General features: G+C 38.1%; 15 protein-coding genes. 4 read left to right on the top strand and 11 right to left on the bottom strand.

What is annotated here, in order from left to right:
* Positions 1–12: 12 nt before the first annotated feature.
* Positions 13–750 carry an orotidine-5'-phosphate decarboxylase gene (gene pyrF / locus ArsFIN_RS09180; protein ID WP_026821999.1) on the top strand — a complete coding sequence of 246 codons (738 nt, stop codon included), beginning with the start codon at positions 13–15 and terminating at the stop codon, positions 748–750.
* Positions 747–1,067: a stress response translation initiation inhibitor YciH gene (gene yciH, locus ArsFIN_RS09175; protein ID WP_026822000.1), complete on the top strand. Its 321-nt coding sequence runs from the start codon at positions 747–749 to the stop codon at positions 1,065–1,067. Before pyrF ends, yciH begins: the two co-directional genes overlap by 4 nt.
* 62 nt (positions 1,068–1,129) lie before the next feature.
* On the opposite strand, the gene osmB is transcribed toward yciH, so the two are convergent.
* The 9 genes from osmB to rsxA form a co-directional block, all read right to left on the bottom strand.
* Positions 1,130–1,348 carry an osmotically-inducible lipoprotein OsmB gene (gene osmB / locus ArsFIN_RS09170; RefSeq protein WP_026822001.1) on the bottom strand — a complete coding sequence of 73 codons (219 nt, stop codon included), beginning with the start codon at positions 1,346–1,348 and terminating at the stop codon, positions 1,130–1,132.
* 159 nt (positions 1,349–1,507) lie between these two features.
* The gene (locus tag ArsFIN_RS09165; protein WP_026822002.1) at positions 1,508–3,454 is read right to left on the bottom strand and encodes an exoribonuclease II; all 1,947 of its coding nucleotides are present in this window, start codon (positions 3,452–3,454) and stop codon (positions 1,508–1,510) included.
* Positions 3,455–3,595: 141 nt separating this feature from the next.
* Positions 3,596–4,237 (bottom strand): endonuclease III, encoded by a 642-nt coding sequence (gene nth / locus ArsFIN_RS09160; RefSeq protein WP_026822003.1) that lies wholly within the window; start codon positions 4,235–4,237, stop codon positions 3,596–3,598.
* Positions 4,230–4,964, bottom strand: coding sequence for an electron transport complex subunit E (locus ArsFIN_RS09155; RefSeq protein WP_081700614.1), 735 nt, complete (start codon positions 4,962–4,964; stop codon positions 4,230–4,232). Before ArsFIN_RS09155 ends, nth begins: the two co-directional genes overlap by 8 nt.
* 5 nt (positions 4,965–4,969) lie before the next feature.
* Positions 4,970–5,596, bottom strand: coding sequence for an electron transport complex subunit RsxG (gene rsxG, locus ArsFIN_RS09150; protein WP_026822004.1), 627 nt, complete (start codon positions 5,594–5,596; stop codon positions 4,970–4,972).
* A gap of 9 nt (positions 5,597–5,605) precedes the next feature.
* Positions 5,606–6,691 (bottom strand): electron transport complex subunit RsxD, encoded by a 1,086-nt coding sequence (gene rsxD / locus ArsFIN_RS09145; RefSeq protein WP_026822005.1) that lies wholly within the window; start codon positions 6,689–6,691, stop codon positions 5,606–5,608.
* Between the two features lie 28 nt (positions 6,692–6,719).
* The gene (gene rsxC / locus ArsFIN_RS09140; RefSeq protein WP_034249272.1) at positions 6,720–8,480 is read right to left on the bottom strand and encodes an electron transport complex subunit RsxC; all 1,761 of its coding nucleotides are present in this window, start codon (positions 8,478–8,480) and stop codon (positions 6,720–6,722) included.
* Positions 8,473–9,087, bottom strand: a complete 615-nt coding sequence (gene rsxB / locus ArsFIN_RS09135; RefSeq protein WP_026822006.1) for an electron transport complex subunit RsxB — start codon at positions 9,085–9,087, stop codon at positions 8,473–8,475. Before rsxB ends, rsxC begins: the two co-directional genes overlap by 8 nt.
* The gene (rsxA, locus tag ArsFIN_RS09130) at positions 9,087–9,668 is read right to left on the bottom strand and encodes an electron transport complex subunit RsxA (RefSeq protein WP_026822007.1); all 582 of its coding nucleotides are present in this window, start codon (positions 9,666–9,668) and stop codon (positions 9,087–9,089) included. The genes rsxB and rsxA overlap by 1 nt, the downstream gene beginning before the upstream one ends.
* Positions 9,669–9,919: 251 nt before the next feature.
* Here rsxA and ArsFIN_RS09125 point away from each other — a divergent pair, with 251 nt between their 5' ends.
* Both ArsFIN_RS09125 and ArsFIN_RS09120 read left to right on the top strand, forming a co-directional pair.
* Positions 9,920–10,966: an oxidoreductase gene (locus ArsFIN_RS09125; RefSeq protein ID WP_026822008.1), complete on the top strand. Its 1,047-nt coding sequence runs from the start codon at positions 9,920–9,922 to the stop codon at positions 10,964–10,966.
* 56 nt (positions 10,967–11,022) lie between these two features.
* A complete protein-coding gene (locus ArsFIN_RS09120; protein WP_026822009.1) occupies positions 11,023–12,006 on the top strand; it encodes a bile acid:sodium symporter family protein in 984 nt (327 codons plus the stop codon).
* Positions 12,007–12,038: 32 nt separating this feature from the next.
* Here the strand turns inward: ArsFIN_RS09120 and ArsFIN_RS09115 are convergent, their stop codons facing one another.
* Both ArsFIN_RS09115 and ArsFIN_RS09110 read right to left on the bottom strand, forming a co-directional pair.
* Positions 12,039–12,461 (bottom strand): hypothetical protein, encoded by a 423-nt coding sequence (locus tag ArsFIN_RS09115; RefSeq protein ID WP_026822010.1) that lies wholly within the window; start codon positions 12,459–12,461, stop codon positions 12,039–12,041.
* A gap of 72 nt (positions 12,462–12,533) precedes the next feature.
* Positions 12,534–14,132, bottom strand: a complete 1,599-nt coding sequence (locus tag ArsFIN_RS09110; RefSeq protein ID WP_026822011.1) for a YdgA family protein — start codon at positions 14,130–14,132, stop codon at positions 12,534–12,536.
* Positions 14,133–14,184: the final 52 nt, after the last annotated feature.

Here is a 14,184-nt window from a genome sequence, read left to right as displayed (position 1 = left end):
AAAAGGTTAAAAATGATCGCCCGTACGCAAAATAAACTTTCCGTCTCTACTAATTCCCCCGTTATTGTTGCATTAGATTATCATGATCTAACCAAGGCATTATCTTTTGTTGATAATATTAGCCCGCAGGATTGCCGCCTAAAAGTGGGTATGCAGATGTTTACTTTATATGGACCACAATTTATTCAAACTCTACATAGCCGAGGGTTTCAAGTTTTTTTGGATTTGAAATTTCATGATATTCCGAATACCGTTGCACAGGCCGTTAAAGCTGCTGCAGAAATAGGTGTTTGGATGGTTAATGTGCATGCTTGTGGTGGTGCTAGAATGATGATGGCCGCTAAAGAAGCATTAATTGAATATGGTAAAGATGCACCTCTATTGATTGCGGTGACTGTATTAACCAGTATGGAACAAATGGATCTCCAACAGATTGGTATTAAACAAACACCGGCTGATCGCGCTTTGCAGCTAGCAAAATTAGTCAACCAGTGTGGGGTAGATGGTGTTGTCTGTTCAGCTCACGAAGCTTTAACACTGAAATCCGCTTGCGGTAATGATTTTTTATTAGTTACACCGGGGATCCGTCCTACTGGTGCACAAGCGAGTGATCAGCGGCGAATAATGACACCAGAGCAGGCTATTAATGTTGGTGTTGATTATATGGTTATTGGTCGTCCAATTACTCATAGCGCGGATCCAGCGTTAACTCTGAGCCAAATTAATCGTTCTATTGGATGGATAAAATGAGTGACTCGCGTTTAGTTTATTCGACAGAAAGTGGCAGAATCGTCGAAACAGAAAAAAAATTATCACCGACAAAAGGCGATGGTATTATTCGCATCAGACGTGAAAGCTCAGGGCGAAAGGGTAAAGGGGTTTGTGTTATTACCGGCTTGGGTTTGAATAAAGATGAATTAATCTTGCTTGCTGCTGAGTTAAAGAAAAAATGTGGTTCAGGTGGCTCAATTAAAGAGGGTAATATTGAGATTCAGGGTGACAAACGGGAGCTTATCAAGCAATTATTAGAAGCTAAGGAAATGAAAGTTAAGCTGGCCGGTGGTTAATCCTATTGATAAATAAAGCCAGATAATTAACTGGCTTTATTGTTGTTTGTTGAGCGCGACAATTATTTACCGACTTGGTGACCAATTACACCACCAATAGCCGCACCACCTACCGTGCCTAATCCACTTCCTTCAGTCAGAATAGCCCCACCGACTGCACCAATGCCTGCACCGATAGCGGTATTTTTATCGCGTGTTGACATATTAGAGCAGGCTGTAATAGTTATGAGGGAAAAGACCGATATTAATATTAGCAATACGTGTTTTTTTGAACGCTTCATTCTTCTGTCCTATTGATATGATATATTAAATTCAAATTAACCCAGATAGCGACTTTTTTAATCAGAATTGTCGACAAACCATTAATGGAATAGCTAAATTAATAAAGTCGCTATTCTGTACAGATAGCTCGTTATCAACAAGCTATCTGACGAATGTCCTTAAGCCACAAGTCGTGCAATAATATTGCGGGTTTCCATTCGAACTTCTTCAAGTTGAACGTTAATCACATCGTTAAGTTTATAAACAGCAATACCTTTAATAAGTATAGCGCCTGCTTCTTGACTACACTGTATTTCTTCTCGCACGGGATGGATAAAAGGTGCCGGAATAAAGGCACTAGCGCCATTATCGGTTAAGCGAATGCGGATCCCACCTCGAGTAATATCGGTTATTTCAGCAGCAAAAATGGTGTTAGTTTTAGCAAAAGGTTTTAGAAAACGCGCATACAACCAATCACCCACATCGCGTTCAGCTAAACGATTAGCACGCTTACGTTCAGTAATTTTTGCCATCAAAGTTTCAGCAGGTTTTGTGACATTATGCTGCTCATTATTTATTATGGCTTTTAATAAACGATGGTTGATGATATCGGTATATTTACGGATTGGAGATGTCCAGGTGGCATAGGCATCAAATCCTAAACCATAATGGGCAGCCGGTGTGGTTTTAATTTCAGCAAAAGCTTGAAAACGGCGTATTCTACTATCTATAAATTTAGTGGGTTGGTCATCTAATAAACGTCGTAAACGGCAAAATCCGTCAAGGGTTAACAGTGTTTCTGCATTTTGTTCGATATCACTTTCTTGCAAAATGGCAACAACGTTATCAATTTGGCTGGGGTCAAAGCCATTATGAACATTAAAAATACCAATCCCTAATTTATCTTTTAATACTTTTGTTGCACAAAGATTGGCGGCAATCATCGCTTCTTCGACAATACGATTAGCAATTCGGCGTTTCTCGATCAAGATGTTAATAACATTACCATTTTCATCAAGTACAAAGCGATAATCAGGTCGATCTTTAAATACCAATGCATGGGATTGGCGCCATGCAGAACGTTTTTCACACATTTCATTGAGCAATAATATTTGCTGTTTGATTATTTCATTTTCGCCTTGCCATTTATCTTGCTGTTCTAACCAGTCAGAAACATCATCATATACCAACTTGTTTTTTGATTCGATCCAGGCCAGGCAAAATTGAATATTTTCAGCTAATTGTCCATCTTGTTTGATATCAAATTGACAGACTAGCGCAGGGCGGCGCTCATTAGGGCGTAGAGAGCACAAATCATCCGATAATTCACGTGGTAACATCGGAATATTGAAGCCAGGTAAGTAATTGGTATATCCACGTTGTTGGGCTATGGTATCTAATTCACTATTTAGCCGGATATAAGTGGTTGGATCAGCGATAGCAACAAAAAGGCGTAATTGATTATCATCAATCCGCTCTATATAAAGCGCATCATCCATATCTTCAGTGCTGGCACTATCAATAGTAATAAAATTGAGATGAGTAAGATCTTGGCGCTCTGATGTCTGTTCTTCAATTGTGCAGCTTTGCATTTTTGGGGCTTCGCGCTCTAATTGGTGTCGACTCAGTGTTACCCACCAAGGAGCGAAGTGATCATCGCCATCAGTAATATATTGGGTAATTTCAGCTTGAAATCCGCCTTGATTTTTTAATGGATGACGGCGAATCTCCGCTATTACCCAATCATTGTGCGCAAAGTCATGACTAAGATGTTGTGCCGGACGACAAAAAATCTTTTCTTTTAAAATTGGATGATCGGGTTTGACATAAAGTCGGTTATCATTATTTCTTTTTTGAATTCGTCCTACAAATCGGGTGAGAAAGGGTTCAACTAATTGCTCTGGTTCAGCCATTTCCCGATCTTTATTGGTGTGAATAGTGGCGATGATCCGATCGCCATGCATTACTTTTTTCATTTGTGGTGGTGGAATGAAATAAGTTTTCGTTCCATCGACCTCAAGAAAACCAAAACCTTTTTCTGTACTTTTAACAATCCCTTCAACACGAGGTGTTTGGGCATGTAATTGCTGTTTTAGCTGCGCTAGCAGCGGGTTATCTTGAAACATACTATCCGTATTTATGTCATTAAATTAAAATTTACCCACATTTTGCTCAAGTTGAGTGCTATGGGCAAGCAGAATAATAATATTTGTCACTTTAATAATGGTGTGTTTAAAGTTTGTCTGGCAAATTCCATTTGTTAATTATTAGGTTGTTGGGTGTTGTTTGTCGTTAAATTCACATAAATCTTCAATAATACATGCGCCACAGCGTGGCTTTCTGGCAATACATGTGTAACGGCCGTGTAGTATAAACCAGTGGTGACAATCCACTTTAAATTCAGTCGGTACTACTGTGAGCAACTTTTGTTCAACTTCAATAACATTCTTACCTGGTGCAAAATTTGTGCGATTACAAACGCGGAAAATATGGGTATCAACAGCAATTGTTGGCCAGCCGAAAGCGGTGTTTAATACCACATTGGCGGTTTTACGACCTACACCGGGTAATGATTCCAAGGCTTCGCGATTTTCGGGGACCTCGCCGTTATATTTATCAATTAATATCTGACAAGTTTTAATAATATTTTTAGCTTTGGTATTAAATAAACCGATTGTTTTGATGTAACGCTTTATTTCATCGAGACCAAGTTCCAGCATCTTTTCAGCTGTATTAGCGACGGGATAGAGTTTTGCTGTGGCTTTATTGACACTAATATCTGTTGCTTGGGCGGAAAGTAAGACAGAAATAAGTAATTCAAAAGGCGAATTAAAAGTAAGCTCGGTTGTTGGTGTTGGATTGTTATCACGTAAGCGAGTCAAGATGGCTATCCGCTTTTGTTTATTCATATTTTATTTGCTCTTGATCCTTGGCTAAATGATTTTTATTGGGGAAAGACGTTGATTTTACAACAGGGTGTTGTTGTTTTTGACTAATATATTTTATCATCCTTTCATCGATTAAATATTTGCCTGCTAGCATCAATCCTAATCCAATGAAAGCCCCAGGCGGCAATATGGCTAATAAAAAAGGCGAATTAAGATGAATAACTTCAATACGTAATATTTTTGCCCATTCTCCTAATAGCAAATTTGCACCATCAAATAATGTGCCGTTACCTAAAATTTCTCGCATTGCACCTAAAAAAAATAGCGCCATTGTCGCACCCGCACCCATTGCCAAACCATCGATTGCTGAGTGATAGACATTATTTTTGGCAGCATAAGCTTCAGCCCGCCCAATAACAATACAGTTAGTAACGATCAGTGGAATAAAAATACCTAAAGATTGATATAAACCAACGGCATAAGCGTTAATTAACATCTGCACAGCGGAAACAACCGATGCAATAATCATGACATAGATGGGAATACGTATTTCGCTTGGGATCCAATGACGGAAGGTTGAAACTGTAATATTGGTAAAAAACAACACTAATGTTGTTGCCAGTCCTAATCCTAATGCGTTAGTGGCGGTTGAAGAAACCGCTAGCAACGGGCATAAACCTAATAATTGAACCAGTGCCGAATTGTTTTTCCATAATCCTTGGATAAAAAGTTTTTTAGTTTCATTCATGGTAATTAATTTGAGCATGCTGGATAAGTTGATAATTTTTGAGGCACCGATTGTATAAACATGGCAGTACGCTCAGTGGCATTAATAACGGCTCTTGGCGTGATAGTGGCACCAGTAAATTGGTCAAAATCCCCGCCATCTTTTTTTACTGCCCAATGTGAGCTATGTTCTGAGTCAATTTTTTTACCTGAGAAATGATTGATCCAATTTGAAATACGAATATCAATTTTATCACCTAACCCTGGGGTTTCATGATGTTCAGTTACACGGACACCGAGGACTTTACCATGGAAATCAGCTGCGACCAGTAATTTTATTGCGCCTGAATAGCCATCAGGTGCCGTACTTTCTATGATGGCCGCAATCGGTTTTCCTGCTTTTCTGGCAATGTAGAGATGATGAGGCCGTGAGCTACCTAATACTTCATTTTTACTGACTAAATAACACTCTTTGGTTAAATTATTGTCATATAAGTTAGGGGAAATAATTTGATCAAAAAGTTTTTGTTGTTGGATTAGGGCCTGGCCGTCGATAGTACTTTTGGTAATAGTATAAACTGTTGCTGCCAGTCCGGTGGTAGCCGCAGCAAAAACAGCCAATATTAAGCCATGATGTCTAATCGATTTTAACATAACCGTTCCTTATTTATGGCCATAAACACGAGGTTGGCTATAGTGATCAATCAGTGGTACCGCAATATTGGCCAGTAATACCGCAAAAGCAACTGCATCAGGATAACCACCATAAACGCGAATGATCCAGATTAGTAATCCTATCATGGCACCATAAATGATACGGCCACGCGGAGTGGTTGCCGCTGTAACGGGATCGGTAGCAATAAAAAAGGCGCCGAGCATGGTTGCCCCTGAAAATAGATGAAGCATAGGTGACGCGTATTGTGATGGCATAATCAACCAACTTAGTAATGAGCAGAATAGTAGCGTGGCTAAAAATGCTAGAGGAATTTGCCAGCCAATTATTCGGCGACTAAGGAGGATAATACCACCAAATAAATAGGCAATATTAACCCATTGCCAACCAATACCAGCTAATGAACCTTGTAAAATAGGTTGTTGTAGTATTTGACTAATCGAGTGTGTTAATAAACCCGTTTTAAAACTATCTAGGGGGGTTGCTTGACTTATGCCATCAAAACCTAGTGTCAATTGGTTTAATGTGGCTCCTGTCGCGGTATGGCCGGTAAAAATCACTTGCAGACTTGCTAACGCATTGGCATGAATAGATTGAAGTTCTATCGGGGGTAACCAACTAGTCATTTGGACTGGAAATGAGATCAATAATACCACATAACCTACCATGGCTGGATTAAACGGATTTTGACCCAATCCGCCATAGATATGCTTAGCAATTAATATAGCAAAAGCCGTACCTAAAACGACTAGCCACCAGGGTGATAAAGGCGGGATACTAATGGCTAATAGTAAAGCCGTTACCAAGGCAGAATTATCTTTTAAATGGGGCATAACAGGGAATTTTCGTAGCTGTAAAGCGCCAGCCTCAGTAATAAAAGCCGTTATGACAGCGAGTAAAATTTGGTAAATTGTCCCGCTACCAAAAAAGTAAATTTGGCAGGCAATACCGGGAATGGCAGCGATAACCACCCACAACATGAGTTTACTGGTAGTTTGTTTTTCATGTGTAAAGGGCGAACTGGCCATCTTTAACCGGTTCATCCGACGATCAGTAGGTATTGGTCTGAATTTCATTTTTCAGCTCATTTGTTGTTTAATTATATTAGCGAGTTTTACCCTGCGCATCACGTTTTGCTTTAACACGAGCAATCGCTGCGGCAACAGCAGCTTTGCGTGCATCAGTTGATTGTGGTTCTGTCGTTGTTTCTATGGCTATGGTAGATTGACTTTCTGCCGCTTTTTGGGCTGCTTGAGTAACATGCAATTGAGCTGTTCTGGCATGGCGAGCTTCGATAGCAGCCTGGTTATTTAATGACTCAATATTACTATTGCTAGTCTGTTTTTGCTGCGCATTAATTCGCAGCAATGCGGCGTTAATTACTGCTTTGTCTTTCGCTTCGATCTTAACGGCAGCTTGGTTATGGCGTTGTTGACGTAGAATTTTTTCTCGTTCAAGCCTAGCTTTTTTAGCTTCAAACCGTTTTTTGGCATCAGAGGCACGTTGTTTTTCTCGGGCAATGGCTTTAATTTCTGCTTTTTCTTGTCGATAGTATTGCACGAGAGGAATATTACTTGGGCAAACATAGGCACAGGCACCGCATTCTATACAGTCGGATAAATTATATTTTTCTGCTTTTTCATGCTCCTGGCCTCGACTAAACCAATAAAGTTGTTGCGGTAATAAATTAGCTGGGCAAGCTTGAGTGCAAAGACCACAGCGAATACAAGCTTCCTCAATGGCAGGTTTACCTATTTCTGCCAAAGTTGGAACAAGAATACAGTTGCTAATTTTAACAATAGGTGTGGTTAAATCAGGCAACGTAAATCCCATTAATGGCCCTCCCATAATAACCATCTGTTCTGATTGTGGCACCATACCAACTTGTTGTAATAGGAAATTAACTGGGGTGCCCAAACGAACCCAATAATTGCCTGGATTTTGTATTGCAGCGCCCGTTAATGTTACCACCCGCTCAATTAACGGTTCACCATCGATAATCGCTCGTTTAATGGCAAACACTGTGCCAACATTTTGCATCAATATACCAATAAAAGAAGAGTGAACACCGTGGGGTATTTCCTTACCGGTTAATATCTTAGTTAATTGTTTAGCTCCGCCTGAAGGATACTTGGTTGGGATCACTCTTAATTTAATGATAGCTTGTTGGCCTAAAAGTGCTTCTTTTAAGGCTGCTATTGCCGCCGGCTTATTATCTTCAATCCCAATTAAGACTTCTTTCGGTTTTAGTATATGTATTAATATCAGTATGCCTTCGATGATTTCATCAGCATGCTCCTGCATTAATCGATCATCGGCGGTTATATAAGGTTCGCATTCTGCTGCGTTAATAATCAAGGTGTTAATTAATTTATTGCCATTTTTCAACTTTGTTGCAGTAGGAAAACCTGCGCCGCCTAATCCCGCTATGCCAGCTTGTTCGATATGTGACAATAAGACTTTAGTAGAATGTTGTAAGTAGTTGGTTAAAGGTTTACGCTCACACCATTGATCTTTACTATCTGGTTGTAGTCGGATAGAAAGTGTTTTTAGGCCGGAAGGATGTGCTGTTATATGTGGCTCTATGGCAGTGATAGTTCCTGAGGTAGTGGCATGGACTGGGATCCTATGATCACAACCTTTAGTCAGCGCTTGTCCTTTTAATACATAGTCACCGCTTTTAACAATGATATCGCCGGCTGAGCCTATATGCTGTTGGACAGGAATAATCAATTCATTAGCTAAGGGCAGTGTAAGTAACGGAACTTGATTTGATTGTATTTTCATTTCAGGCGGATGTATACCACCTGAAAAAGACCAAATTTTTTCTTTATTTGCAGTAAGTTTTTGGAAAAAGTTAAACATTTGCTCGCTCCTTATTAGCAAATGCAACAGTTGGTCTTGAGCTTGATGAGGGGGTAATATTTTTTACTGGAATAGTGGTGAGATCCCATTTCCAGTTTTTGATCGTGGTTTTTATCGGTAACAGGCTAATACAGTCTGTTGGGCAGGGAGCAACACAAAGATCACAACCGGTACAGAGATCTTCTACCACCGTATGTAACGCGCGCGTTGTTCCAACAATCGCATCGACGGGGCAAGCCTGAATACATTTAGTGCAGCCAATACAGTTAGCTTCATCAATAAAAGCTACTTTTCGTTCAGGTGTTAATTTATCTTCATCAAGCGCTTGAGGTTCTACATTAAGTAATTCGGCAATTTTTAACATTGCTTGTTCGCCGCCGGGCGCACATTTATTTATGGTTTCACCATTATGGGCTATTGCGTCAGCATATGGGCGGCAGCCTGGATAGCCACATTGGCCACATTGGCTTTGCGGTAAAATATGATCAATTTTTTCCACTATTGGATCATCTTCTACTTTAAAACGAAGAGCGGCAAATCCTAAAATAAGTCCAAAGAGAAGGCCAAATCCGGCAATAACACCGATTGCAATTAATAAAGTACTCATTAGAATTTTACCAAACCACTAAATCCCATAAACGCTAAAGACATTAAGCCGGCAGTAATAAGGCCAATAGATGATCCACGAAAGGGGGCTGGGACATTTGCCACCGCGATGCGTTCACGGATAGCTGAAAACAGTACCATCACTAAAGAAAAACCTATTGCAGCTGCAAAACCATAAACGGCTGATTGTAAAAAATTGTGCGATTGATTGATATTTAGCAGTGCCACACCAAGAACTGCACAGTTTGTAGTAATTAATGGTAAAAAAATACCTAAAAGACGGTATAGTGTTGGACTGGTTTTGCGTACCACCATTTCAGTAAACTGAACAACAACCGCTATAACTAATATAAAGCTCAATGTGCGTAAATAGATCAAATCTAGTGGTATTAAAACAAACGTATCCATCAGCCATGAGCAGATGGATGCTAAAGTCATCACAAATGTTGTCGCAAATCCCATACCAATAGCGGTTTCTAGTTTTTTAGAGACCCCCATAAAAGGGCATAAGCCAAGAAATTTTACCAGCACGAAATTATTTACCAAAACGGTGGCGATAAATAATAAAAAATAATCTGTCATCTGAACGCCTAAATTTTTTTATTTAGTCAGTAGAAGTTGCAAACATAAATGGTCGGCTATGATAGCAACTGATTGTAATATAGGTTATCGATCTTGTGTGAAAGTCAATTTTAGTGAATTAATCGTTTTGAGAAAATAAAAAATAGCGATTGCAGCTAAAAAATAAAGAGGTACGCTAAGTAACCTGCATTACCTAATTTAGCGGTAATGTGTTGCTTTAAGTTTATATATGAATGTGTTAAGGGGTTGTTATGAATAAACCTATTAAGGTTGGTTTGATTGGTTACGGTTTTGCCGGTAAAACCTTTCATGTTCCTTTTATTACAACAATAGAAGGATTTCAATTATCGGCTATTGTGAGTAGTGATGAACAAAAAGTAAAAAAAGATTGGCCTAATGTTCCGGTTTTTGCTTCGCTTGAACGACTATTGGCTGAGCAGCCAGAAGTAGATTTGATTGTTATACCAACACCAAATAAAACCCATTTTCCATTGGCTAAACAAGCGCTCGAAGCAGGAAAACATGTCATCGTCGATAAACCGTTTACCTTGACTGTTCAAGAGGCCCTAACGTTAAAACAATTAGCGCAGGCAAAAGGTAAATTACTCTCTGTTTATCATAACCGTCGCTGGGATTCAGGTTTTTTAACGGTGAAATCTTTGTTAGAAAATCAAACATTGGGTGAGTTGAAATATTACGAATCACATTTTGATCGTTATCGGCCTGAAGTTCGTCAAAGATGGCGAGAATCAAAAGAGGCAGGTAGTGGTCTATGGTATGATTTGGCGCCGCACATGCTTGATCAAGTATTGCAACTTTTTGGCAAACCTAAATCGATTATGGCTGATATAGCGATGATACGCCCAAATGCCGAAGCGGTTGATTATTTTCATGTTTGTTTAAATTATTTAACTACCAAGGTTGTTTTACATGCAACCACTGTCGCAGCGGCAGAGTCACCCGTTTATCTACTTCATGGCATGAAAGGAAGTTATATCAAGTATGGTTTGGATCCCCAAGAAGAATGCTTAAAAGCAGGGCTATTACCAACAGCAGAAGATTGGGGTAGGGATAGCCGCGATGGTTCTGTGACGCTGTCACACAATGGCGAGCTGATTGTTGAGCCATTAGAAACTGAACAGGGTAATTACGGTATGTATTATTGTGCCATTCGTGAGGCAATCAATAACGCTGCACCTAATCCAGTTACTGCCGAAGAGGCTATTTTGGTTATGAAATTGATTGAAGCGGGGATAGAGTCGGCGAAAATGCAACGCACAGTAGAGCTGGCAGTTTAATTTCATTCATTTTGTCTATTCTTATTTATAAATATTAAAATATTAAAGGAAGCGTTATGAGTTGGTGGCGTCGTTTACAAATTGACTATTTTTTGCTGTTTATGCTAATGACCATCATGCTCGCTTCCTTTTTCCCTTGTCAAGGTAAAGTAAAAATCGTATTTCAGCATTTAACCACCATCGCGATTGCATTACTTTTTTTTCTCCATGGCGCAAAACTTTCACGCCAAGCTATTTTAGCCGGTGTTGGTCATTGGCGATTACATCTGTTAATTTTTACCAGTACCTTTATTTTGTTTCCTCTTATTGGTTTAGCATTAAAACCTTTGGTGCCTGATTGGATCTCACCAACGATTTATATCGGATTTCTTTACCTTTGCGCCTTACCTGCGACAGTACAGTCTGCAATTGCGTTTACTTCTGTCGCCGGTGGAAATATTGCCGCTGCAATTTGCAGTGCATCTGCTTCTAGCTTGCTAGGGGTGTTTTTGTCGCCAATATTAGTGAGCATCTTGATAGATATCGATAATCATCAACAGATTAATTTGTTGTCAAATATAGGTGCTATTTTATTGCAAATTATGTTGCCATTTGTATTAGGCCATTTGTTCAGGCCTTTAATGGTAAAATGGATTAATCGCTATCGAAAATTGATTACTATTTCTGATCGTTCATCTATTTTATTAGTGGTTTATGTCGCTTTTAGCGAGGCAGTCATTGAAGGGATTTGGTATAAAGTTGATGGCTGGTCATTGCTATTGATTGCGATAATTGGTTGTTTTCTATTGGCTATAGTGGTTTTATTTAATATTTTCACTGCGCGCTATTTTGGCTTTAGTAAAGCAGATGAGATCACAATAGTTTTTTGTGGCTCTAAAAAGAGTTTAGTTAATGGTGTTCCAATGGCTAATATTCTCTTTCCTGCTCATCTGGTGGGTATTATTTTACTACCGGTGATGATTTTCCATCAAATTCAATTAATGGTGTGTGCGGTATTAGCACAACGTTATGCTAAGAGAGCAGTTAACGTTAATGATTAATTAATATTATTTAATTGATGATACATATCCATTTAATCTAGCTCTTTCATTTTGCATTTTTTCTTCTTGGTGAATTTGTTTTTAACTTGTATAAGTTTTTGACTTAATAGAAAAGGGCAGACAGGTAAAGACAAGCTTTCAGCTGAATGTATGTTTTTTGGTGTTCCTTGCAGGGCGACATTTTCTGTCGTGGAGTTATATTCTAGATTAAGGCGCGAAGTTAAATGATAATGATGATAATTTTTTATTTGAATTGAACTGTCAAGATTAAGACGTAACATTAGTTGATGATAAAATTTAGCTTTACTTGAACCAATGGTTGTTGAAATATGAATATTATTGAGTACAAAACAATTTTTTATTTTACTAATTAAAGCGTTTGTTTTTAATTGATTTTGCTGCTGGCTATTTTTTATTAAAGGCCGATCTTTAGTAATATTAATTTTATTCGACATAAAACCACCTCCGATATTAAAATTGATGCAAAGAGCCAGTATTTTATCTGGCTCTTGTCATTTTACTAAGTTTTAATTTGATTGTGGGGCGGTTTTTGGTATTGTTGGTGGCAGAGAGGTTGGATTGTCCATCAAGCCGATATTAATCAAAAACTGATCTAATTTAAATTTCTGCTTATTCATTTCCAATTCGTCACCGACGTAATCAATATCCATAGTAATATTATCTTTTGTTACCAGCATCCATGGCAGAAATGGTCTGTTTTCATTCAATTTTGCTTTTTTCTCATCGCTGAGGAAGTATTCCGTCGGTGATGTAAAGACATTTTGTTTAGCTGAACTTTCAAATTCACTAATTTGTGCGGTTGCTTTCTGGTTAAACAATGTTTTTTGTTCCGGTGTAACAACTTTGTCATCGGAATTTAGTACTTCTATTTGGCTAAGCATTTCTATCAACATCGGTTTTGATAAATCAACATTGATATTAAAATGATTAAATAGTGCTTTGATTACCTGATCATATTGATTATTTTGGCTATAAACAGAGAGTTGATTCAACGTCCAAGGCTTCATATCTATATCTATATCTATTTTGATATTGCTCTCACCGGCACTATTTTTCCAATAAAAGGGTTCGATGACAATTCGCGGGCTATTCTTTAATAAGCTAGGTAAGTTATCTATTAATAATTGGGCGAAAATAGTATCTGCATTATAAAGAGGATTACCATTAGCTAAATTGTGAGCAATTTCATCATTATAATTTTTTAAGAAATTACCAAAAGCCTTAGCATCCATTCTTTCGATTAATAACGTAAGCTCACCAGAACCTAAATTTTGTTCTTTAGCGATAAAATCATTGATGCGATAAGAAATTTTACCGTCAATGTTATCGCCTTTTAATACAGAATCTAAGTTAATAGCAAAGTTTTTAAATGAAAATTTAATGTCGTCGCTGTTAAAATTAATATCGGAAATATTAAGCGTCTGTTTGCCAGAATAGAAATTAAACGGAGTCAGAGATAAATCACTTTGGATGTTGAGTCCTTTAAGGATCATGTTTTCCGTTTTCTCTTTATTACCGATAACAAAATTATCACTAACAACGGAAACTTTTATATCTTTAAGATCGGTATTGCCCACATAATTGATTGTACCACCGCTAAACGTTATATTTTTGCCGTAACTATTACCGTCTAGTGGACTTAAGTGTAAATTTGCATCTAGACCTTCATTAAAACCGACATCAACATTACCCGTTATAAAAGCTTGCTCTTGGGTATATTTGAATAGTTCTTCTGTGGTTTCATTTTTAACAAGTTCAATAGTGGCTGAGGCTAACCTTGGTAATAGATTAAGTTTAACTATCTTGCTAATAGGAAAAGGGCCATGAAAGATTTTTGTGGCAAATTTAACAATAGTATTTTTTCCTTCTTCATTCTCTTTTATATTAATAATGATATCGGCGTTAGAAGTGAAAAATCCACGCTGATAATTTTCTGTTTTAACATCAATATTAGCTTCTGGTGCATTATTCTTTAGTGTAGTATTAGTACGTTCAATGAAAGCATTAAATTCTCCCTCAATTTTTTTTCCAGTATACCAAGAGCCAATTGTCCAAATTATGGCAACAATTACAATGACACTTACAGCGACTAACGATTTCTTCATATATCCATCCCTTAAGGATTTTAGCGAATAAAAGCGATCAAATTTATAAAAT

This window comes from Arsenophonus nasoniae (assembly GCF_004768525.1).
Taxonomy (GTDB): Bacteria; Pseudomonadota; Gammaproteobacteria; order Enterobacterales; family Enterobacteriaceae; genus Arsenophonus; species Arsenophonus nasoniae.
Note: the sequence above shows the minus strand (reverse complement) of the source record. Positions and strands in the feature narration are given on the sequence as shown.

Bases quoted from the DNA above. Each gene is read 5' to 3' on its own strand.
- pyrF (WP_026821999.1), top strand. From the start codon at position 13: ATGATCGCCCGTACGCAAAATAAACTTTCCGTCTCTACTAATTCCCCC.
- yciH (WP_026822000.1), top strand. From the start codon at position 747: ATGAGTGACTCGCGTTTAGTTTATTCGACAGAAAGTGGCAGAATCGTC.
- osmB (WP_026822001.1), bottom strand. From the start codon at position 1,348: ATGAAGCGTTCAAAAAAACACGTATTGCTAATATTAATATCGGTCTTT.
- ArsFIN_RS09165 (WP_026822002.1), bottom strand. From the start codon at position 3,454: ATGTTTCAAGATAACCCGCTGCTAGCGCAGCTAAAACAGCAATTACAT.
- nth (WP_026822003.1), bottom strand. From the start codon at position 4,237: ATGAATAAACAAAAGCGGATAGCCATCTTGACTCGCTTACGTGATAAC.
- ArsFIN_RS09155 (WP_081700614.1), bottom strand. From the start codon at position 4,964: ATGAATGAAACTAAAAAACTTTTTATCCAAGGATTATGGAAAAACAAT.
- rsxG (WP_026822004.1), bottom strand. From the start codon at position 5,596: ATGTTAAAATCGATTAGACATCATGGCTTAATATTGGCTGTTTTTGCT.
- rsxD (WP_026822005.1), bottom strand. From the start codon at position 6,691: ATGAAATTCAGACCAATACCTACTGATCGTCGGATGAACCGGTTAAAG.
- rsxC (WP_034249272.1), bottom strand. From the start codon at position 8,480: ATGTTTAACTTTTTCCAAAAACTTACTGCAAATAAAGAAAAAATTTGG.
- rsxB (WP_026822006.1), bottom strand. From the start codon at position 9,087: ATGAGTACTTTATTAATTGCAATCGGTGTTATTGCCGGATTTGGCCTT.
- rsxA (WP_026822007.1), bottom strand. From the start codon at position 9,668: ATGACAGATTATTTTTTATTATTTATCGCCACCGTTTTGGTAAATAAT.
- ArsFIN_RS09125 (WP_026822008.1), top strand. From the start codon at position 9,920: ATGAATAAACCTATTAAGGTTGGTTTGATTGGTTACGGTTTTGCCGGT.
- ArsFIN_RS09120 (WP_026822009.1), top strand. From the start codon at position 11,023: ATGAGTTGGTGGCGTCGTTTACAAATTGACTATTTTTTGCTGTTTATG.
- ArsFIN_RS09115 (WP_026822010.1), bottom strand. From the start codon at position 12,461: ATGTCGAATAAAATTAATATTACTAAAGATCGGCCTTTAATAAAAAAT.
- ArsFIN_RS09110 (WP_026822011.1), bottom strand. From the start codon at position 14,132: ATGAAGAAATCGTTAGTCGCTGTAAGTGTCATTGTAATTGTTGCCATA.